This window comes from Kitasatospora sp. NPDC048662, from assembly GCF_055587065.1.
Genome location: NZ_JBVJHA010000007.1, coordinates 310,425 through 330,535, shown reverse-complemented (window position 1 = coordinate 330,535; position 20,111 = coordinate 310,425). Strand labels below are relative to the sequence as shown.

Sequence of the window (20,111 nt, the reverse complement as noted above, 5' to 3'; positions counted from 1 at the left end):
GGACCCTCCCGCACCGGGCTGCGCTTCCCGGCCACCGTACTGGTGGTACGGGACGCCACATGAAGGAAGTGGCGCTGCTCCGGGACGCAGGCGGCGCGTCTGCCGCAGCACCTCGGTGAACGCGGCCAGTTCACTGCGCCGCCCGACGAACCCACTGCGCCGTCGGCGCCGGATCAGCTCCTGCCGCGAGGGCCCCCGCGCGGCGCCGCCGCTCACTGCGCCAGCCCGCCCGCCGGGGCGGTGTCGCGCTGCTGGACCTCGGGCGGCTGCTCCAACTGGAGCTCCTTCTTCCGCTGTTCCTCCTTCAGCCGCTCCACCTCCTCGGCGAAGCACGCCGCCGCCTCCTCGGGCGGCAGCCGCTTGTAGCGCCGGATCCCGAGGTTCAGCGACTGGATCTCCATGTCGAGCGCGTCGGCCGTCTGCTGAAGGTTCATGCTCCGCTCGCGGAACTTGAAGTAGGAGATGACGCCGGCCGAGATGCTCACCGTCGCACTCAGCGCCACCGCGAACCAGCGCCAGCCGCCCTCCTCGGCCGAGGCGGTGGTGGAGACCGAGGCGGTGGTGGAGACCGAGGTCAGAATCGACCCCACCAGCACCGAGACCTGGAAGAAGTTGTGCCGGTTCCGGTACTTCCCGGCTCCCCGCCGGTAGCTGTCCCGGATCTCCACGACCGATTCCCGGTACTCATGGAACGAACTCGCCACGGCCCGGTTCTGCTTCGCCAGGATCGACCTGCGCTCGGACTCCAGCTTCTTCAGCTTGGTCCGGGCCGTGAGGACGGCCCCCCGCAGGTCGAACCACCTCACCGGGGCCCCGACGAGCGAGGCCGCGAGCGGAAGTCCCAGCAGCAGGTTCAGGCCCAACCGCCCCTGCCCGGGCCGCGAGTAGTCGACGAAGACGTTGATCGCGACGATCCCGAGCACGAGCACCGGTACGCCGCCGAACCCCCACAGGATCGACAGCCGCTTCCAGAACATCAGCCGATCGATCTCCGCCTCGGCGTCGATCACCTCGTGCTCCACCACCAGCAACTCACGTGTCCCGGCCACGATCACCCCCGGCGCGGAAGCCTAGCAAGCAGGCCCCGGCCCGGCGCGAAGTCGCAACCGGACCGGGGCCCCAGGTCCCGTCAAAACAAGCCGGGCTACAGCACCTGAAGAATCTTCCGCAGCTCGAACGGAGTGACCTCCGAGCGGTACTCCTCCCACTCCTGCCGCTTGTTGCGCAGGAAGAAGTCGAAGACGTGCTCGCCCAGCGTCTCGGCGACGAGTTCGCTGCGCTGCATGAGGTCGATCGCTTCGCCGAGGTTCTGGGGCATGGGCTGGATGCCGAGGGCGCGGCGTTCGGCGTCGGTGAGGGCCCAGACGTCGTCGTCCGCGCCGGGGGGGAGTTCGAGGTTGTCCTCGATGCCCTTGAGGCCGGCGGCGAGGGTGACGGCGTAGGCGAGGTAGGGGTTGCAGCCGGTGTCGAGGGAGCGGACCTCGATGCGGGTGGAGCCCTGCTTGCCGGGCTTGTACATGGGGACGCGGATCAGGGCGGAGCGGTTGTTGTGGCCCCAGCAGATGTAGGAGGGGGCTTCGCCGCCGGCGCCGGCGGTGCGCTGGGAGCCGCCCCAGATGCGCTTGTAGGAGTTGACCCACTGGTTGGTGACGGCGGCGGTCTCGGCGGCGTACTTGAGCAGGCCGGCGATGAAGGAGCGGCCGACCTTGGAGAGCTGGTACTCGGCGCCGGATTCGTGGAACGCGTTGCGGTCGCCCTCGAAGAGGGAGACGTGGGTGTGCATGCCGGAGCCGGGGAAGTTGGAGAACGGCTTGGGCATGAAGCTGGCGTGGACGCCCTGTTCGAGCGCGACCTCCTTCATGACCAGGCGGAAGGTCATGATGTTGTCGGCGGTGGAGAGCGCGTCGGCGTAGCGCAGGTCGATCTCCTGCTGGCCGGGGGCGCCCTCGTGGTGGCTGAACTCGACCGAGATGCCCATGGATTCGAGCATGGTGATGGCCTGGCGGCGGAAGTCGTGGCCGATGCCGCGCGGGGTGTGGTCGAAGTAGCCGGACTGGTCGGCGGGGGTGGGCGGGGTGCCGTCGCCGGGGAGGTCCTTGAGCAGGAAGAACTCGATCTCGGGGTGGGTGTAGAAGGTGAATCCCTGGTCGGAGGCCTTCTCCAGGGTCCGCTTGAGGACGTAGCGCGGGTCGGCGTAGGACGGGGAGCCGTCGGGCATCAGGATGTCGCAGAACATCCGGGCGGTGCCGGGGTTCTCGGAGCGCCACGGCAGTATCTGGAAGGTGGTGGGGTCCGGCTTGGCGATCATGTCGGACTCGTACACCCGGGCGAAGCCCTCGATCGCGGAGCCGTCGAAGCCGATGCCCTCCTCGAAGGCCTGCTCCAGTTCCGCGGGGGCGACCGCCACGGACTTGAGGAAACCGAGGACGTCGGTGAACCACAGCCGGACGAACCGGATGTCACGCTCTTCGAGTGCGCGAAGCACGAACTCCTGCTGCTTGCCCATGGGGACAGTCTCACCTCTGCTCTTTACGCCCGTGTTACGCCTGACACGCCCTGAACCGGACGCATCGCGCCGTCACCCATCATGGCGGATACCCGCCCGCTTGCCGACCGCGCGAAGACAGCGGCAGCACCCTCGGGGGCCACCCCTCGCCACATAACGTCAGTTAGACGATTACACTCGTGCTCATGCCGAATCTGCGTCTCGCCCTGTGCCAGATCGACCCCTGGGTCGGTGACCTCGCCCGCAACAGCGAGGAGGTGCTGCGCTGGTCGAAGCGGGCCGCCGAGTCCGGCGCGGATCTGATCGCGTTCCCGGAGATGGTGCTCACGGGCTACCCGGTCGAGGACCTGGCGTTCCGCAGCTCTTTCGTGGAGGGCTCGCGCGCCGCCCTGGTGGACCTGGCAGCCAAGCTGCAGGCCGAGGGCCTGGGCGACACCCCGGTGCTGATCGGCTACCTGGGCCGCGGCGAGCCGGGCAGCAGGTACGCGGGCAAGCCGCAGAACTGCGCGGCGGTGCTGCGCGGCGGCGAGGTGGTCACCCGGTTCGCCAAGCACTTCCTGCCGAACTACGGCGTGTTCGACGAGTACCGCTACTTCGTGCCGGGCGACCAGCTGACGGTCCTTCGGCTGCACGGCGTGGACGTCGCGCTGGCGATCTGCGAGGACATCTGGCAGGAGGGCGGCCGGGTCACCGCCACCGGTCAGGCCGGCGCGGGGCTGCTGCTGTCGATCAACGGCTCTCCGTACGAGCGGGACAAGGACGACGTCCGGCTGGAGCTGGTCAAGCGCCGCGCGGCCGAGGCCGGTTGCCCGCTGGTGTACCTGAACATGGTCGGCGCGCAGGACGAGCTGGTCTTCGACGGCGAGTCGCTGGTGGTCGGCACGGACGGTGAACTGCTCGCCCGCGGACCGCAGTTCGAGGAGGCGCTGCTGGTCATGGACCTCGACCTGCCGGCCGCGTCCGAGCCCGGTCTGCCGGACGGCACGGTACTCGCCGACGGCCTGCGCCTGACCCGGGTCGACCTCGGCGGCGAGCCGAAGCCCGCCCCGGCCGAGCCCGTACTGCCGCAGATCGGCGAGCGGCTGGACGACGAGGCCGAGGTGTACGCGGCCCTGGTCGAGGGCACCCGGGCGTACGTCCGCAAGAACGGCATGCGCTCGGTGCTGATCGGCCTGTCCGGCGGCATCGACTCGGCGCTGGTCGCGGCGATCGCGGTGGACGCGATCGGCGCGGAGCACGTGTACGGCGTCTCGATGCCCTCGCGCTACTCCTCGCAGCACTCCCGCGACGACGCCGCCGAGCTGGCCCGCCGCACCGGCCTGCACTTCCGCACCGTCCCGATCGCCCCGATGTTCGACGCGTACATGGGCGCCACCGAGCTGACCGGCCTGGCGGAGGAGAACCTGCAGTCCCGGCTGCGCGGCACCCTGCTGATGGCGATCTCCAACCAGGAGGGGCAGATCGTCCTCGCCCCGGGCAACAAGAGCGAACTCGCGGTCGGCTACTCCACGTTGTACGGCGACTCGGTCGGCGCGTACGGCCCGATCAAGGACGTCTACAAGTCGCTGATCTTCCGGCTGGCCCGCTGGCGCAACGCGCAGGCCGAGGCGCGCGGCGAGGTGCCGCCGATCCCGGAGAACACCATCAGCAAGCCGCCGTCCGCCGAGCTGCGCCCCGACCAGGTGGACACCGACTCGCTGCCGGACTACGACCTGCTGGACGCCGTCCTGGACCGCTACGTCGAGGGCGACCAGGGCCGGGACGCGATCGTCGCCGAAGGATTCCCCGCCGAGGTCGTCGACCGGGTGGTGCGCCTGGTCGACACCGCCGAGTACAAGCGCCGGCAGTACCCGCCGGGCCCGAAGGTCTCGCCGAAGAACTTCGGCCGCGACCGCCGACTGCCCATCACCAACCGCTGGCGGCAGGGCTGACAAAGGGCTGCCGATGGGCTGACAGGACGGGCGCCAGGGGTTTAGGGTGAGCGCCGCGATACGTGCCCGATCATGGACGGCGCGCCGACCGAAGGAGGTGGGAGAGATCACCGTGCAGGTTGTCGAGGTGCTCCCCCGCCGTCGGGCCGCGGTCTGACCGGACGGGGAGCCCGCAAGGCTTTCCGAGAGGTCCCCGTGTCACTCCCCCTTTCCCCCGCCCACCTGGCCGACCAGCTCACCGAGCGGCTGCGGGCAGCCGGCTGCGTCTTCGCCGAGGACGAGGCCCGGCTGCTGCTGTCCGCCGCCGACCGTCCCGACCGGCTCGCCGAGATGCTCGAACTCCGGTGCGCAGGGCACCCGTTGGAGCAGGTGGTGGGCTTCGCCGAGTTCGCCGGGCTGCGCATCGCACTGGCCCCGGGGGTGTTCGTGCCGCGCCGCCGCAGCGAGTTCCTGGTCGAGCGGGCCCTCGCGCTGGGCGCGCCCGGCACGGTGGTGCTGGACCTGTGCTGCGGCTCCGGCGCGATCGCCGCGGCGCTGGCCGACCGGCTCGGCGCGATCGAACTGCACGCCGCCGACGTCGACCCGGCCGCCGTCGCCTGCGCCCGCCGCAACCTGGCCCCGTACGGCGGCGCGGTGCACCTGGGCGACCTGGACGCCCCGCTGCCCGCCGCCCTGCGCGGCCGGGTCGGGCTGCTGGTGGCCAACGCCCCGTACGTGCCGACCGACGAAATACCGCTACTGCCGCCGGAGGCCCGCGACCACGAGCCGCCGGTGGCACTGGACGGCGGCGCCGACGGACTGGCGGTACAGCGCCGGGTGGCGGCCGCCGCGCCGCACTGGCTGGCGCCGGGCGGTCACCTGCTGATCGAGACCAGCGAACGCCAGGCCCCGGCGACGGCCACGCTGATGGCCCACCAAGGCCTGGCGGTCCGGATCGAGCAGGACGAGGAGCGCGACGCCACCGTGGTGATCGGCAGGCACCCCGGCTGACAGCCGGCCGGCAACGGCGCACAAACCGGCCCGCCGCCCGGCCAGCAACAGCACGCGGCGCGGCCGACCGCACGTCAACAACCCCACCCGAGCGGTCGGCCCGCCAGCAACACCCCCGCAAGCCGGACCGCAGCTCAACAACGGGCACGCGGCGCGGCCGACCGCCGGTCAACAACGGCACCCGCGCGGTCGGCTGAAAGCAACACCCCCGCAAGGCCGACCGCAGGTCAACAACGCCACGCAACGCGGCCGACCGCAGGTCAACCACCCCACGCAGCGCCGCCGACCGCAGGTCAACAGCAGCACCCCACCACCGACCGCCAGCGACACCCCGCAGCCCGCCGGCCGCCGTGTCAGTACCGGTACGCGGCGACCAGCGCCAGGTGGTCGCTCGCGTCCGGCGGCAGGGTGCGGGAGTCGGTGGGGACCAGCCCGCCCTTGCTGAGGATCTGGTCGATCCGGGCCATCGGGAAGGACGCCGGCCAGGAGAAGCCGAAGCCGTCGCCGGCCGCGCCCTGCGCGGAGCGCAGTTGCGAGGTGATCGGGGCCAGGCTGCGGTCGTTCATGGTGCCGTTGAGGTCGCCGAGCAGCAGCACCTTGCGCAGCGGTTCGTGTGCGATGGCGTCGCCGAGGGCGTGCGCGCTGACGTCCCGGCGGCCGGCGGTGAAGCCGCTGTCGAACTTGACCCGCACCGAGGGCAGATGGGCGACGTACACGGCGAGCGGGCCCTTGGGGGTGGTGACCTGGGCGCGGAAGGCCCTGGTCCAGCCCATCTTGATGTCGACCACGGTGACGTCGTCGATCGGGTAGCTGGACCACAGGCCGACGGTGCCCTCGACCGCGTGGTACGGGAACGCCTGCGCCAGCCCGGCGGCGTACACGGGGGCGGCGGCGGAGGAGAGTTCCTGCAGGGCGACGATCTGCGCGCCGGAGCCGGTGAGCATCCGGATGGTGCCCTGCGGGTCGTCGTTGGCGGCGGCCACGTTGTGGGTGAGCACGGTGAAGTCGCCGGGGCCGCTGCTCTTGTCGACCAGTAGCGCGCCGAACAGGTTCAGCCACACCGCGGCGGGCAGCAGCGCGGCCAGCACGGCGGTGCCGGACCGCCGCCACAGGGCGAGTACCAGCAGCACCGGCACCGTCACGCCCAGCCAGGGCAGGAAGGTCTCCAGCAGGCTGCCGAGGTTGCCGACGGCGTTCGGCACCTGGGCGTGCGCCACCAGCAGCACCGTGACCAGCACGCCGAGCAGGGTGAGCGGCCATCCGCGCCGCCAGTCGAACCAGCGCCGCAGCCGCTCGCGCCGGGTCGGCGCCTGCTCGTCCGCCGCTGCCACCGGGCCGTCCGCCGCTGCCGCCGGGCCGTCCGCCCGCACCATGCCCGCTCCTCGCCGCCGTGCCTGTCGGCTCCCCGCCGCCCGGTCCGACCTGCTCCGATCAGATTCTCGGCTCAGCCTATGACGGGAGGGACGCAACAAAGTGTGCGAGGAGTTCCACCCCGGACAGGTCTACCGGAGGTCTACCGGGCGGCGAGGCCCTCCAGTGCGGCGGTGACCATCTGCCGGGGCAGGTCCGGGTCCTCCAGCGGCGCGTCGTCCCACAGGACGGTGCGCAGCAGGATCGGTCCCATCAGCATCTCGCAGAGCAGTTCGACGTCCAGGTCGGAGCGGAGTTCGCCCGCCTCGACGCCGCGGCGGACGATCTGCCGGATCAGCTCGCGGCGCGGGTGGACCACTCGTTCGTGGTACGTCTGCTTGAGCTCGGGCCAGCTGTTCATCTGTCCGAGCGCGGACTTGACGATCCACCGGGAGCGCTTGATCAGGCCGCGCCGGCGCATGTAGTCGACGGCGCTGATCAGGTCTTCCCGGTAGGTCGGGCCGACCAGCGGGGGCATCGGCTCCTCCAGCCGGTCCACCACGTCCACCAGCAGGGCTTCCTTGTTGGGCCAGCGCCGGTAGATGGTGGCCTTGCCGACGCCCGCCTCGGCGGCGATCCGTTCCATGGACAGCTCGGCCAGGCCGACGCCGTCCTCCATCAGCTTCTCGACGGCGCCGTAGATCGCCTGCTCGGCGGCCTCGCTGCGCGGGCGGCCCCGCCGCGGAGCGTCCTGCTCCGCGGCGGGGCCGTGGCACGGCTTGAGCGGAGTGTCGGCGCTTGTCATGGCCTTATTCTCCACCCTGGCGGTCAAACCTTGGCAGGACTCGCGTCGGAGCCCGCCCGGCCCTGCGCCTCGGCCCGGCCGGCCGGGCCGCCGGGGGCGGTGGGGAGCTTGCCGGGCAGCAGCACCATCGCGAGCACCGCGCCGAGCACGGTGACGCCGGCCGAGACCGCGGAGACCACGTGCATGGCGTGGATGAACGCGTCCTTGGCCGGGTCCACCAGATCCGGCAGGTGCAGCTTCTCGGCCACCCCGAGGGTGGACTCGATCGACTCGCCGGCCCGTCCGCGGAGCTGCTCCTGCACGGTGCCGAGGTGGTCCTCCATGCCGTTGCGGTACACGGTGGACAGCAGCGCGCCCAGCACCGCGATGCCCAGCGAGCCGCCGACCTGGCGGAAGGTGTTGTTCAGCGCGGAGCCCGCGCCGGCCTTCTCGCGCGGCAGCGCGCCCATGATGGCGACCGTCACCGGCGGCATCACGTGCGCCATGCCGGTGCCCATCACGAAGCCGAGCACGATCAGCAGCCAGATCGGGCTGGTCGCGGTCAGGAACACGTAACCGAGGAAGCCGATGGTGACCAGCAGCATGCCGCCGGCGCAGGTCAGCCGGACGCCGATCCGGTCGACCACCAGCCGGGCCCGGGGCGCGAAGATCAGCTGGGCGACGGCCAGCGGCAGCATCAGCTCACCGGCCTGCAGGGCGCTGTAGCCGCGCACGCTCTGGATGTAGAACACGCCGAAGAACGAGACGCCCATCAGCGCGAAGAACACGATGCCGACCACGCCGATCGACGCGGAGAACACCTTGTTGCGGAACCAGGTGACGTCCAGCGCGGGGTGGCTGGTGTGCTTCTCGAACAGCACGAATCCGGCCAGCGCGGCCACGCCGATCAGGGTCGGCACCCAGGCCTCGGGGGCGGTGAAGTCGGCGAGTTCGCCGCCCTTGATGATGCCGTAGATCAGCGCCACCAGGCCGACCACGGACAGCAGCACGCCGACCGGGTCGAGCTTGCCCGGGTTGGGGTCCTTGGAGTCCGGGACCAGCCAGCCCATCAGGCCGAGCGCCAGGATCACGATGGGAACGTTCACCAGGAAGACCGAGCCCCACCAGAAGTGCTCGATCAGCAGACCGCCGGTGATCGGGCCGATGGCGATCGCCAGGCCCACCGCGCCGGCCCAGATGCCGATCGCCTTGGGCTGCTCGTGCCGCTCGAAGACGTTCATGATGATGGCCAGCGTCGCCGGCATCACGAACGCGGCGCCGATGCCCATCACGGCGCGGTAGCCGATGAGTTCGCCCGGGCTGGCGGCGATCGCGGACAGCAGCGAGCCGAGGCCGAAGACCACCATGCCGGACAGCAGCGTCCACTTTCGGCCGTACCGGTCGCCCAGCAGACCGGCGGTGAACAGCAGGCCCGCGAAGACCAGCGTGTAGGAGTTGATCGCCCATTCCAGGTCGCTCTGGCTCGCGCCGAGGCCCACCGGGGCGGGGGTGGCGATGGTCTTCATCGCCACGTTGAGGATCGAGTTGTCGAGCACGACGACGAGCAGGGCGAGCACCAGGGTGCCCAGGATCCACCAGCGTCGGCGGTGTACGGCTTCCGGCACCCGAGGTGCCGGCGGCGCGGTCGGCGAGGTCATACGAGCAGACTAGCTGCGCTTTCGATACGAGACGGTCCCGTATCGTAACGGTCGGGACACCGTACGGCAAAGACCTCCCCAAGAACCCCTTCGACGGCCGGACACCACTGGACTCCCGCCCCTTTGCTGACGGGCCGTGGCGTGCAAGCATGGAGCCAGATCCGGGGACGCCGCACGGCGCCACGAGACGACACACACCAGGAGTCTGTTCGATGAACGCCTCTCCGCTTCAGCCTGCCCAACCGCAGGACGCGCCCGCCAACACGCTCTACGGCGGGGTCACCAGCCGCCGGGTCACCGTCCGGGACCTCGCCAAGGCCAAGCGCAACGGCGAACGGTGGGCCATGCTCACCGCCTACGACGCCCTCACCGCCGGCGTCTTCGACGAAGCCGGCATCCCCGTCCTGCTGGTCGGCGACTCCGCCGGCAACTGCCACCTCGGCTACGAAACCACCGTGCCGGTGACCATGGACCAGATGGTGATGCTCTCCGCCGCCGTCGTCCGAGGCACCCAGCGCGCCCTGATCGTCGCCGACCTGCCCTTCGGCTCCTACCAGGAGTCCCCCGCCCAGGCCATGCACAACGCGGCCCGCCTGATGAAGGAGGCCGGCGTCCACGCGGTCAAGCTCGAAGGCGGCGAACGCAGCGCCCGCACCATCGAACTCCTCGTCGAGGCCGGCATCCCCGTCATGGCCCACATCGGCCTCACCCCCCAGTCCGTGCACGCCTACGGCGGCTACCCCGTCCAGGGCCGCGGCGACGAGGCCGCCCACCAACTGCTGCGCGACGCGAAGGCCGTCCAGCAGGCCGGCGCGTTCTCCGTCGTCCTCGAAGCCGTCCCCGCCGAACTCGCCGCCGAGGTCACCACCCACTCCGCGATCCCGACCGTCGGCATCGGCGGCGGCCCCGGCACCGACGCGCAGGTCCTCGTCTGGACCGACTTCGCCGGCATGACGGCCGGCCGCGTCCCCAAGTTCGTCAAGCAGTACGCCAACCTGCGCCAGACGCTGGCGCAGGCCGCGAGCGAATTCGCCTCGGACGTCCGCGAAGGCACCTTCCCGGGGCCGGAGCACAGCTTCCAGTAAGGGTTCGAAATCCGGCGCGGGGAACTGCGCGACAAGCGCAAGCCCGTCCGCAAGGTCGCGATCAAGTGCAAGTGACTGTCCCGCGTCGCGATCTTGCGGTTGGGGGCCTTCCGCTTCGCGCAGTTCTCCCCCAGCCCTAGCGGGCCGGGAGGTACCCCCACGCGCCCCTGTCTTCGCACCCACGGTCCGCTGTCATCCAGCCTGACAGCGGACTGACAGTCCCGTGACAGGCGGCTCCCGCACGGTGGTCCCATGACACGAATCGCGGGGAACGCCGTGGAGGTCCACGGCATTGTGAAGCACTACGGGGAGACGAAGGCCCTCGACGGCGTCGATCTGACGGTGCGTGAGGGGACGGTGCTGGGGCTGCTCGGGCCGAACGGGGCCGGGAAGACCACGCTGGTGCGGGTGCTGTCGACGCTGATCAAGCCGGACGCGGGCACGGCGTTCGTGGGCGGGTACGACGTGTTGCGGCAGCCCAAGCAGTTGCGGCGGACGATCGGCCTGACCGGCCAGTACGCCTCGGTGGACGAGCTGCTGTCGGGCTACGAGAACCTCTACCTGATCGGGCGTCTGCTGGACCTGTCCGCCAGGGACGCCAAGGCCCGGGCGGCCGAGTTGCTGGAGCGGTTCTCGCTGACCGACGCGGCCAGGCGCCCGGCCAAGGGCTATTCGGGCGGGATGCGGCGCCGCCTGGACCTCGCGGCGTCGATGATCGGCCGCCCGAAGGTGCTGTACCTGGACGAGCCCACCACCGGCCTGGACCCGCGGACCCGCAACGAGGTGTGGGACGAGGTGCAGCGGATGGTCGGCGAGGGTTCGACGGTGCTGCTGACCACCCAGTACATGGAGGAGGCGGAGCAGCTCGCCGGCTCGCTGACCGTGATCGACAAGGGGCGGGTGATCGCCAGCGGCGGCATCCAGGAGCTGAAGACGCAGGTCGGCGGCCGGAGTCTGCAGGTGCGTCCGCTGCGCCCGGCGGAGCTGCCGGAGATGGCCCGCTGTCTGCGGGAGGCCGGTGTCCCGGCGACGTTCTCCGAGGAGTCGGAGCTGCTCTCGGTGCATCTCACCGCGGAGGATCAACTGACGGTGGTCATAGGGGTGTTGGGCACCCGAGGGTTCGGGATCGCCGGTATCGACACCAAGCTTCCCAGCCTGGACGAGGTCTTCCTGACCATCACCGGCAAGCCGTCCGTCCCCGCCCCGGCCCGTGACAAGGAGCCCGTCGCATGAGCACCGCCGCCCTGACGCCCGCCCCCGCTCCCGCCGCGCCCGCGGGCTCCGCCGACGACGCCCGGATCGGCCTGCGCGCGAGCCTGCGCCACGTGGGCGCGCTGACCCGTCGCAATCTGATGCGGATCAAGGCCGACCCGGAGTCCATGCTGGACGCCCTGCTGGTGCCGGTCATCATGATCCTGCTGTTCGTCTACGTGTTCGGCGGCGCGATGGCCGGCAACCAGCACGACTATCTCCAGTACATGGTGCCGGGCCTGCTGGGCACCACCGGCCTGAACCTGGCGATGGCGCTGGGCACCGGCCTGAACACCGACTTCCAGACCGGCGTGATGGACCGTTTCCGCACCCTGCCGATCGGGCGCTCGACGGTGCTGATGTCGAAGATGATCGCGGAGACTCTGCGGGCCCTGGTCGCGTTCACGGTGCTGATCGGCTTCGCGCTGGTCCTCGGCCTGGAGATCAGAACGGGCCCGCTGGAGCTGCTGGCCGCGGTCGGCCTGTCGCTGGTGTTCGGTTCCTCGCTGATGTGGGTGTCGATGCTGCTGGGCATGGCGATGCGCAGCGCCCAGGCGGTGCAGGGCATGGCGATGATCGTGATGATGCCCCTGCAGTTCGGCAGCTCGATCTTCGCGCAGCCGAGCACCATGCCGGGCTGGCTGCAGGCGTTCACCACGCACAACCCGCTGTCCGCGCTGGCCGACGCCTGCCGCGCGCTGATCAACGGCGGCCCGGTCGGCGGTTCGGTGGTGACGGTGCTGATCTGGTCGGCGGGGATCACCGTGGTGACGGCGCCGCTGGCGGTGGCCCGCTTCCGCAAGCGCACCTGAGCACCCGTCACCGGCTTCGGGGAGCCGGCCTCAGAACTCCCCCGGATCGTTCATCAGGGCGGACGCCTCGTGCAGGGTGAGGCGCCCGCCCTGCTGGTGTGCCGTCGCATAGCCTTCCTCGCCGAGCAGTTCGCGCAGCGCCGCCTCGCAGCGGGCGCGTTCGGCGCGTTCCATGAAGGAGCCGGAGGCGCCGCTGAGGCCGTCGTGCGCGCCGACCAGTTCCGCGCCGCGCCGGGCGGCCGCCAAGGTGCCTTCCTGCCGGGCGAGTTCGGCGAGGACGGCGGCCAGCGGGATGAGCAGCATCATCGCCATGTGTTCGACGAAGACGGTGGCCCGGCCCTCCACCTCGGCCATCGCGCGGCGGCCCTGGCGGATCATCTCCAGGCCGGTGCGCGGGTCGCCTGCGCGGGCCGTCACCCAGCCCCGGATGCAGGTGACGATGCCGGCGAACACCCACGGCAGCGGGCCGCGGGTGGGTGCTTCGGAGGCCAGTTCGTCCAGCGCGGCCAGCGCCTCGGCGTACTGGCCGCGCTGCACGCACAGGTTGCACAGCACCAGCCGGCCGTACAGTCGCGCGCCGTCGGCGTCCCGGGCGTCCACGGCGGCCTCGGCGACGGCGTCGCGGATCATTCGCTCGCCGGCCTCCGGGTCCGACTCGGCGATCACCTCGCCGAGCCGGGCGCGCAGCAGCGGCACCTCCTGGCGGGCGTCGAGCCGGGTGGCCAGTTCGATCGCCTCCCGGAAGGCCCGTTCGGCGAGCGCGCTGTCACCGGACTTGGTGGCGTTCTCGGCCTTCGCGGCCAGCGCGTCGGAGCTGCCCCACAGGTCGCCCGCCGCGGTGTACAGGGCGAGCGCCTCCTCGCTGTCGGCGACCGCCTGCGGCAGGCCGCCGGCCAGGTCGTTGAGCAGCCGGGCGCGCAGCTGCAGGGCGTAGGCCAGGTCGCTGGGGGCGCCGTGGCGGCGGGCGCCGGCCACCGCGTCGTCCAGCACCTCCCGGGTGCGGTCCATCTCGCCGGTGAGGAAGACCGCGAACACCCGGCTGAGCGCCGGGACCCGGTAGGCCTGCGGCAGGTCGGGGGTGTAGACCTCCAGGATCCGGCGGGCGGTGTTCAGCGCGTGGGGGTCGTCGAGCATCCCCAGGTCGCCGGAGAACATGCCGATCAGCCGGTGCAGCCCGAGCTGGCGGCGGCCCTCCTGGAGTTGCTCGGGCGGCAGCGGCGGCGGCTGGTCGAGCGGGCCGGTGGTGAGTGGGACGGGCGTCGGGGCGCCGTCGGCATACGGGTCGGGGCCGAGCGCGGCGACCGTCTCGTACCAGCCGCGGGACTCGGTGCGGTAGTCGCGCAGCGCCCAGTAGCCGGCCATCGACAGCGCCAGCACCAGGGCCTCCTGCTCCTGTTCGGCGTCCACGGCACGGCGCAGCGCGGCCCGGATGTTCTCCTGTTCGCGGTCCAGCCGGGCGAGTTCGTCGAGCTGGCCGGGTCCGCGCAGGCGGAGGGCGGTGGTCCGGGCGAGTTCCCGGTAGTGCCGGGTGTGCCGGTCGGCGGCCCCGGTTTCGGCGGCCTCGGCCAGTCGCTCGGCCGCGTACTCGTGGATGGTCTCCAGCATCCAGTAGCGGGGCTGTTCGCCGAGCCCGGCCACCAGCAGGGACTTGTCGACCAGCGAGAGCAGCAGGTCAGCGACCTCCGTACGGGGCACTTCGGTGTCCGCGAGTACGGCCTCGGCGGCCTCCAGGGTGCAGCCGCCGGCGAACACCGACAGCCGTCGCAGCACGGCGTGTTCGCGCGGGCCGAGCAGGTCCCAGGACCAGTCGACGACGGCGCGAAGGGTCTGCTGGCGGGGCAGCAGGGTGCGGGAGCCGGCGGTGAGCAGGGCGAACCTGGAGTCCAGCCGGTCGGCGAGCTGGCGGGGCGTGAGTCCGCGCAGCCGGGCGGCGGCGAGTTCGATGGCCAGCGGCAGGCCGTCCAGGCGGCGGCAGAGTTCGGCGCATGCCTCCGGGTCCTCGTCGGTGCGGAAGCCGGGGCGGGCGGCGGCACCGCGTTCGGCGAGCAGGCGCAGCGCGGCGGGGTCGGGCAGCGGTTCGACCGGCAGCACGGTCTCTCCGGGGACGCCGAGCGGTTCGCGGCTGGTGGCGAGGACGGTGACGCCGGGGCAGTCGGCGAGCAGCCGGTCGGCGAGGTCGGCGGCGGCCTGGACGAGGTGTTCGCAGTTGTCGAGCAGCAGCAGGATGCGGCGGCGGCCGAGGTGGTCGACCACCCGGCGCACCGGGTCCTTGCGGCCGCCCTCGATCACCTCGGCGACGGTGCCGCCGGTGTGCAGCACGGTCTCCCGCAGGCCGAGCGCGGCGGCGACGGCGTCGGGGACGGCGGCGGGGTCGTCCAGCGGGGCGAGTTCGACCTGCCAGACGCCGCCGGGCCAGTTGGCGGTGTCCTGTTCGCGGCGGCCGGCCTCGACGGACAGCCGGGTCTTTCCGGAGCCACCGGGGCCGGTCAGGGTGGTCAGTCGGCCGGTCGTCAACGCGCCTGCCACGGTGGCGAGTTCGCCCTCGCGGCCGACGAAGCTGGTGCGGCCGGGGCGAAGGTTGCCAGTAGTAGCCGCGACCGGCGGGGCGGGGACGCGCGGGGGTTCGGGCGTGATGGTGAGCAACTCGCGGTGCAGGGCGCGCAGTTCGGGGCCGGGGTCGGTGCCGAGCCGGTCGGCGAGGGTGCGGCGGATCTCCTCGTAGCGGGAGAGCGCCTCGGCGGTGCGCCCGGCTGCGCGCAGGGCGCGCAGTTGGAGGGCCTGGAGCTGCTCGTCCAGCGGGTGGTCGCGGCAGAGTTCGGCGAGTTCGGCGGTGACCTCGGCGGCCCGGCCGAGGGCCAGTTGGGCGGTCAGCCGGTGCCGGCGGGCGTCCTCGCGCTGGGCCTCCAGGCGGGCGGCGGGGGCGGTGCGGTCGGGCAGGTCGGCGAGCGCGGGGCCGCGCCACAGGGCCAGGGCGGCGGTGAGCCGGTCGGCGGCGGCGGCCGGGTCGCCGTCGGCGAGGGCGCGGACGCCGTCGGCGGCCAGGCGCTGGAACTCGGCCACGTCGGTGTGCGGGCCGGTCAGCCAGTAGCCGGCCGGCCCGGAGCCGATCTCGGCCCGGCCGACGGTGCGGCGCAGCCGGCCGACCAGGGTCTGCAGCGCGGCGGCGGCGTCCTGCGGCGGTTCCTGGGCCCACACCTCGTCGGCGAGCAGCTCGGCCGGGACGGGTCGGCCCTGGCGCAGCGCGAGCGCGGCGAGCAGGGCGCGCAGCCGGGCGCCGCCGAGCGCGATCGGCGTGCCGTCGTCGTGGTGGGCGGTGGTGGTGCCGAGGATCCCGTAATGCACCCGCCCATTCTGCGGGACGCGCCCGGAGCCCCGGGCGCACATCCGTACGGAACGCCCGGCCGCTGCCGTGCGTTCATCCTGAGCCGCTTGTCCGGTGCGCCCGGCGCCCGGCATCATCGGACGTCCGCCCGACCCCCATGTTCCGGAGCCTTCTCGCCATGACCTACGCCAGCACCGGCCAGCGCAGCGCGGAGAGCCGGGTCAGCCCGATCTTCCTGGCGCTGGCCGGCACCTTCGTCGCCGCCGGTTTCGCGCTGGCCACCGGCTGGGGCAACGACCGGTTCGGGATCTTCCTGTTCGTGGTGGCGGGCTGGATGGTCTCGCTCTGCCTGCACGAGTACGCGCACGCGCGCACCGCGCTGGCGGGCGGCGACATCACGGTCGGCATGAAGGGCTACCTGACGCTGAACCCGCTGAAGTACGGGCATGTGGTGCTGAGCTTCGTGCTGCCGGTGGTGTTCGTGCTGATGGGTGGCATCGGCCTTCCCGGCGGCGCGGTCTACATCGAGCGGGACCGGATCTCCGGCCGGCTCAAGCACAGCCTGATCTCGGCGGCCGGTCCGCTGGTGAACGCGCTGTTCGGCATCCTGCTGCTGGTGGCGGTCAGCCAGGGCTGGTTCGACAACCCGAACGTGCCGGCCCACTACGACGGCGAGGAACTGTCGTTCTCCCCGCTGCCGGCCGCCCTCGGCTTCCTCGCCTACCTCCAGGTGACCGCGGCGATCCTGAACCTGCTGCCGGTGCCCGGCCTGGACGGCTACGGCATCATCGAGCCCTGGCTGTCGCACCGGACCCGGCGGGCGATCGCCCCGTACGCGCCCTACGGCATGCTGCTGCTGTTCGCGCTGGTGTGGCAGAGCCAGGTCGGCCAGTGGCTGTACGACCTCACCACGGGGATCTTCGACGTGTTCGGCGCGGACTCGCAGTACGCGACGGTCGGCCGGCTGCTGTTCAGCTTCTGGAAGACCTACTGAGCGAGGAGCCGCCGGGCCCGCGCCGCGACGCCTACTGGGCCTGCGGCTGCTGGGCCCGGGCCCGCTCCGCGCGGTCCTTGCGCAGGTAGAACCAGGCGATGTTGCTGGCCACGCCGGCCATCAGGACCCACACCACGCCGAGCCAGTTGCCCTCGACGAACGAGACCACCGCGGCGGTCACCGCCAGGACCAGGACGATCGTGGCGTACAGGGCGTTGCGGGGCATGGCGGGACTCCTCGGGCGGGCGGTGTGGCTCCGCCATTCTCGCCGACCGAACAGCCCGCACCGGCCGGGGGTGGCCGGTGCGCACCGCGGCGTGGGTCACACCGCGGCGCGCGGGGCTCACCCGTCGGCTCGGACGTCGGCTCACCCGTCGGCTCAGAGGTCGGCTCAGACGTCGGTGATCCGCAGGCCGGCGTGCGCCTTGTAGCGGCGGTTGACCGAGATCAGGTTGGCCACCAGCGCCTCCACCTGGTGGGCGTTGCGCAGCCGTCCGGCGAAGATGCCGCGCATGCCGGGGATCCGGCCGGCCAGGGCCTGCACGGTCTCGGTGGCGGCGCGGTCCTCGCCGAGCACCATCACGTCGGTGTCGATCATCTCCACCGACTCGTCCTGCAGCAGCACCGCCGACAGGTGGTGGAAGGCCGCGGTGACGGTGGAGTCCGGCAGCAGTGCGGCGGCCTGCTGGGCGGCCGAGCCCTCCGGGACCTGCAGCGGGTAGGCGCCCTGCTTGTCGAAGCCCAGCGGGTTGACGCAGTCCACCACGATCTTCCCGGCGAGTTCGGCGCGCAGCGAGGTCAGCGTCTCGGCGTGGCCGTCCCACGGCACCGCGACGATCACCACGTCGCTCTCCCGGGCGCACCGCGCGTTGTCGGCGCCGCGGACACCGAGGCCGAGTTGTGTGGCGCAGTCCTCGGCGCGCTCGGCGCTGCGGGAGCCGATGATCACCTGCTGGCCGGCCTTGGCGAGCCGGTAGGCCAGGCCGCGGCCCTGGTCACCGGTGCCGCCGAGGACTCCGACCACGAGCTCGGAGACGTCGGGGAGCTGTCGGCCCGGCGCGGCGGGCGCGTTCACTGAATCGGGTTGCGTCATGCGGAAGATCCTGCCAAACGGCCCGTCCGGGCGGCATTCTGTCGCGCATGGACGCGGTGAGAGTTTCCGCACTCCGGCAGTCGCTGTCCGGCACCGGCTGGCCCGAGCGGGCAGGCGCCTTCGCCTCCGCGCTGCGCGGCTCGGTCACCCGGCGCAGCGCCACCGGCCTGCTGCTGGTCGGCACCCCCCTCTACGAGCCGTGGCACCTGGCCGCGCACCTGAGCGACGAGGCCGCGTACGGCGGGGTACCGGAGCTCGTCCCGACCCTGCTGCGGCACACCGTGCCGGCCGGCGCACCGGACCACCTGGCGTGCGGGCTGCCCCGGCTCGCGGAGGCGCGGGCCGGCGCGACGGTGCTGCTGGTCGCCCCCGCGCCCGCCGACGCGCCCCTGCTGGAACGGCTGGACGGCGCCCGCCGGGCCGGCGCGGTGCTGCTCACCCTGGACGACGGCGACCCCGAACTGACGGCGCTGGCGCACGAACGGCTGACCGTGCCGGACGCCGAGCCGGAACCGTTCGAGCTGGTCCAGCACCTGGTCAGCTCGGCCACCTCGACGGTGCCGCCGCGCTCCCGGCTGGCCCGGCTGGCGGAGCGGCTGACCGCCTCCCCGGTGCTGCGATGGTGACGATCTGACGGGCGGGCAGAAAAACCTGTTGCCCCGTTCCGTCCGCTTCCCGCAGCATCTGACCATGTGACCTCCGACGCCCGGTTCCTCCACAAGTTGATCCCGGACTTGACGCCCTGGCGCGCCTCCCGGGACTTCCGGCTGCTCTGGACGTCGGGCTGCGTCTCCGTCTTCGGCAGCCTGCTCACCTACGTCGCGGTGCCGATCCAGATCAAGCAGCTGACCGACTCGACCTTCGCGGTCGGCCTGGTCGGCGCGTTCGAGCTGGTGCCACTGGTGGTGTTCGGCCTGTGGGGCGGCGCCCTGGCGGACGCACTGGACCGCCGCCGCCTGGTGCTGCTCAGCGAGGTCGGGCTGGCGCTGATGGCCACGCTGCTGCTGGCCAACTCGCTGCTGCCGCACCCCATGCTGTGGCCGATCTACCTGGTGGGGGCCCTGACCGCCGCGCTGGACGGCGTGCAGCGACCAGCACTGGACGCGATGATCCCCCGCGTCGTCCCGCACGAGCACCTGCCCGCCGCGTTCACCCTCATCTCGCTGTACCGCAACGCCGGTTCGGTGGCCGGCCCGGCCCTCGCGGGCGTGGTCGTCGCGGTGGCCGGGGCGCACAGCGCCTACGCGCTGGACGTCCTAACCTTCCTGGTCTCGCTGACGATGATCGTCCGGATGCGCCCGGTCCCTCCCGCCGAGAGCGCCGACCGGCCTTCGCTGCGCAGCCTCGGGCAGGGCCTGAGCTACGCGTGGAGCCGCAAGGACCTGCTGGGCACCTACGCGATCGACACCGTGGCGATGCTGTTCGCGTTCCCCGTCGCGGTGTTCCCGTTCCTGGCGGCCTCGTTGGACGCCGAGTGGGCGCTGGGCCTGCTGTACGCGGCGACGGCGGTCGGCGCGCTGGCGGTGTCGGCGACCGGCGGCTGGCTGTCGCGCATCCACCGGCACGGCCGGATGCTGCTGTTCGCGGCGCTCGGCTGGGGCGTGTCGATGACGCTGGCGGGCCTGGTCGGGAACATCTGGCTGGTGCTGCTGTGCCTGGCGCTGGCCGGCGCGGCCGACCAGATCAGCGGGGTGGCCCGGTCGACGATCTGGAACCAGTCCATCCCCGACGAGCTGCGCGGCCGGCTCGCCGGGGTGGAGGTCCTGTCGTACTCGGTCGGCCCGCAGCTCGGCCAGGTGCGGGCCGGCGGCATGGCCGCGCTGGTCGGCGTGCGGGCCTCGATCTGGGCCGGTGGCGTGATGTGCGTGCTGGGCGTCCTCGCGCTGACGGCGTCCATCCCGAAGCTGCTGGCCTGGGACGCCCGCACCGACCCGCACGCGCTGGCGGTGCGGGCCCAGCACGAACGGCAGGCCGCCGAGGCCGAGGCCGGGGTGTGACGCGGGCCGGGGCCGAGGCCGGGGTGTGACGCGGCGTCAGCCCTCGTTCTCGGGCTCCTCGTCGTTCCAGCGCGGGTCCTGCTTCCACTCCTGGTTGCGCTCGGCGGCGGTCTCCAGGGCGCGCGCGGCCTCCTCGCGGGTGGCGTACGGGCCGAGCCGGTCCTTGGCGGGGCACTCCGGGCCTTCCTCGACCTTGCCGTGCTTGATGCAGTAGAACCACTCCCCCGGCTGCCCGGTGGGCTTGCTGCGGCCGAACACCATCGTCTCGTCTCCCGTTCCGGTGGGCCCCGCGGCGGCGGCCGCGGCAGTCAGCAGTGATCATTCCCGGCGGCCCTGCC

The 20,111-nt window shown here is 72.3% G+C and carries 17 protein-coding genes; 8 read left to right on the top strand and 9 right to left on the bottom strand.

Annotation, left to right across the window (positions count from 1 at the left end; genetic code table 11):
- Nucleotides 1–212 precede the first annotated feature (212 nt).
- Together ACZ6R9_RS21810 and glnA are read right to left on the bottom strand one after the other, a co-directional pair.
- Entirely contained in the window at nt 213–1,049 is an 837-nt protein-coding gene (locus ACZ6R9_RS21810) for a DUF4231 domain-containing protein (protein WP_380481334.1), read from the bottom strand.
- 95 nt (nt 1,050–1,144) lie between these two features.
- Nucleotides 1,145–2,506, bottom strand: coding sequence for a type I glutamate--ammonia ligase (gene glnA / locus ACZ6R9_RS21805; protein WP_465539716.1), 1,362 nt, complete (start codon nt 2,504–2,506; stop codon nt 1,145–1,147).
- Between the two features lie 185 nt (nt 2,507–2,691).
- Here glnA and ACZ6R9_RS21800 point away from each other — a divergent pair, with 185 nt between their 5' ends.
- Together ACZ6R9_RS21800 and ACZ6R9_RS21795 are read left to right on the top strand one after the other, a co-directional pair.
- Nucleotides 2,692–4,437 carry an NAD+ synthase gene (locus tag ACZ6R9_RS21800; RefSeq protein WP_465539715.1) on the top strand — a complete coding sequence of 582 codons (1,746 nt, stop codon included), beginning with the start codon at nt 2,692–2,694 and terminating at the stop codon, nt 4,435–4,437.
- A gap of 195 nt (nt 4,438–4,632) precedes the next feature.
- Nucleotides 4,633–5,427 carry a putative protein N(5)-glutamine methyltransferase gene (locus ACZ6R9_RS21795; RefSeq protein WP_465539713.1) on the top strand — a complete coding sequence of 265 codons (795 nt, stop codon included), beginning with the start codon at nt 4,633–4,635 and terminating at the stop codon, nt 5,425–5,427.
- 353 nt (nt 5,428–5,780) lie between these two features.
- Here ACZ6R9_RS21795 and ACZ6R9_RS21790 read toward each other — a convergent pair whose 3' ends face one another.
- The 3 genes from ACZ6R9_RS21790 to ACZ6R9_RS21780 form a co-directional block, all read right to left on the bottom strand.
- The gene (locus ACZ6R9_RS21790; RefSeq protein ID WP_465539711.1) at nt 5,781–6,800 is read right to left on the bottom strand and encodes an endonuclease/exonuclease/phosphatase family protein; all 1,020 of its coding nucleotides are present in this window, start codon (nt 6,798–6,800) and stop codon (nt 5,781–5,783) included.
- A gap of 140 nt (nt 6,801–6,940) precedes the next feature.
- On the bottom strand, nt 6,941–7,582 hold the full coding sequence (locus tag ACZ6R9_RS21785) for a TetR/AcrR family transcriptional regulator (protein WP_380481347.1): 642 nt from the start codon (nt 7,580–7,582) through the stop codon (nt 6,941–6,943).
- Between the two features lie 23 nt (nt 7,583–7,605).
- Nucleotides 7,606–9,219, bottom strand: a complete 1,614-nt coding sequence (locus ACZ6R9_RS21780; protein ID WP_465539708.1) for an MFS transporter — start codon at nt 9,217–9,219, stop codon at nt 7,606–7,608.
- Between the two features lie 212 nt (nt 9,220–9,431).
- Here ACZ6R9_RS21780 and panB point away from each other — a divergent pair, with 212 nt between their 5' ends.
- The 3 genes from panB (at nt 9,432) to ACZ6R9_RS21765 (ending at nt 12,367) form a co-directional block, all read left to right on the top strand.
- Nucleotides 9,432–10,304 carry a 3-methyl-2-oxobutanoate hydroxymethyltransferase gene (gene panB, locus ACZ6R9_RS21775; protein WP_380481351.1) on the top strand — a complete coding sequence of 291 codons (873 nt, stop codon included), beginning with the start codon at nt 9,432–9,434 and terminating at the stop codon, nt 10,302–10,304.
- 252 nt (nt 10,305–10,556) lie between these two features.
- Nucleotides 10,557–11,537 carry an ATP-binding cassette domain-containing protein gene (locus tag ACZ6R9_RS21770; protein ID WP_380481353.1) on the top strand — a complete coding sequence of 327 codons (981 nt, stop codon included), beginning with the start codon at nt 10,557–10,559 and terminating at the stop codon, nt 11,535–11,537.
- Nucleotides 11,534–12,367, top strand: coding sequence for an ABC transporter permease (locus ACZ6R9_RS21765; protein WP_465539705.1), 834 nt, complete (start codon nt 11,534–11,536; stop codon nt 12,365–12,367). The genes ACZ6R9_RS21770 and ACZ6R9_RS21765 overlap by 4 nt, the downstream gene beginning before the upstream one ends.
- A gap of 30 nt (nt 12,368–12,397) precedes the next feature.
- Here the strand turns inward: ACZ6R9_RS21765 and ACZ6R9_RS21760 are convergent, their stop codons facing one another.
- Nucleotides 12,398–15,709, bottom strand: coding sequence for an ATP-binding protein (locus tag ACZ6R9_RS21760; protein ID WP_465539703.1), 3,312 nt, complete (start codon nt 15,707–15,709; stop codon nt 12,398–12,400).
- 158 nt (nt 15,710–15,867) lie between these two features.
- Here ACZ6R9_RS21760 and ACZ6R9_RS21755 point away from each other — a divergent pair, with 158 nt between their 5' ends.
- A complete protein-coding gene (locus ACZ6R9_RS21755; protein ID WP_465539702.1) occupies nt 15,868–16,683 on the top strand; it encodes a site-2 protease family protein in 816 nt (271 codons plus the stop codon).
- A 31-nt stretch (nt 16,684–16,714) separates the two neighbouring features.
- Here the strand turns inward: ACZ6R9_RS21755 and ACZ6R9_RS21750 are convergent, their stop codons facing one another.
- Both ACZ6R9_RS21750 and npdG read right to left on the bottom strand, forming a co-directional pair.
- Nucleotides 16,715–16,909 carry a hypothetical protein gene (locus tag ACZ6R9_RS21750; RefSeq protein WP_380481361.1) on the bottom strand — a complete coding sequence of 65 codons (195 nt, stop codon included), beginning with the start codon at nt 16,907–16,909 and terminating at the stop codon, nt 16,715–16,717.
- Nucleotides 16,910–17,074: 165 nt separating this feature from the next.
- On the bottom strand, nt 17,075–17,776 hold the full coding sequence (npdG, locus tag ACZ6R9_RS21745; RefSeq protein ID WP_380481362.1) for an NADPH-dependent F420 reductase: 702 nt from the start codon (nt 17,774–17,776) through the stop codon (nt 17,075–17,077).
- A gap of 47 nt (nt 17,777–17,823) precedes the next feature.
- On the opposite strand from npdG, the gene ACZ6R9_RS21740 reads away from it, so the two are divergent.
- Nucleotides 17,824–18,402: a hypothetical protein gene (locus ACZ6R9_RS21740; RefSeq protein ID WP_380481364.1), complete on the top strand. Its 579-nt coding sequence runs from the start codon at nt 17,824–17,826 to the stop codon at nt 18,400–18,402.
- Between the two features lie 66 nt (nt 18,403–18,468).
- Complete coding sequence (locus ACZ6R9_RS21735) at nt 18,469–19,773, top strand: MFS transporter (RefSeq protein ID WP_465539699.1); 1,305 nt, start codon at nt 18,469–18,471, stop codon at nt 19,771–19,773.
- 36 nt (nt 19,774–19,809) lie between these two features.
- Here the strand turns inward: ACZ6R9_RS21735 and ACZ6R9_RS21730 are convergent, their stop codons facing one another.
- A complete protein-coding gene (locus tag ACZ6R9_RS21730) occupies nt 19,810–20,034 on the bottom strand; it encodes a hypothetical protein (RefSeq protein WP_465539697.1) in 225 nt (74 codons plus the stop codon).
- Nucleotides 20,035–20,111: the final 77 nt, after the last annotated feature.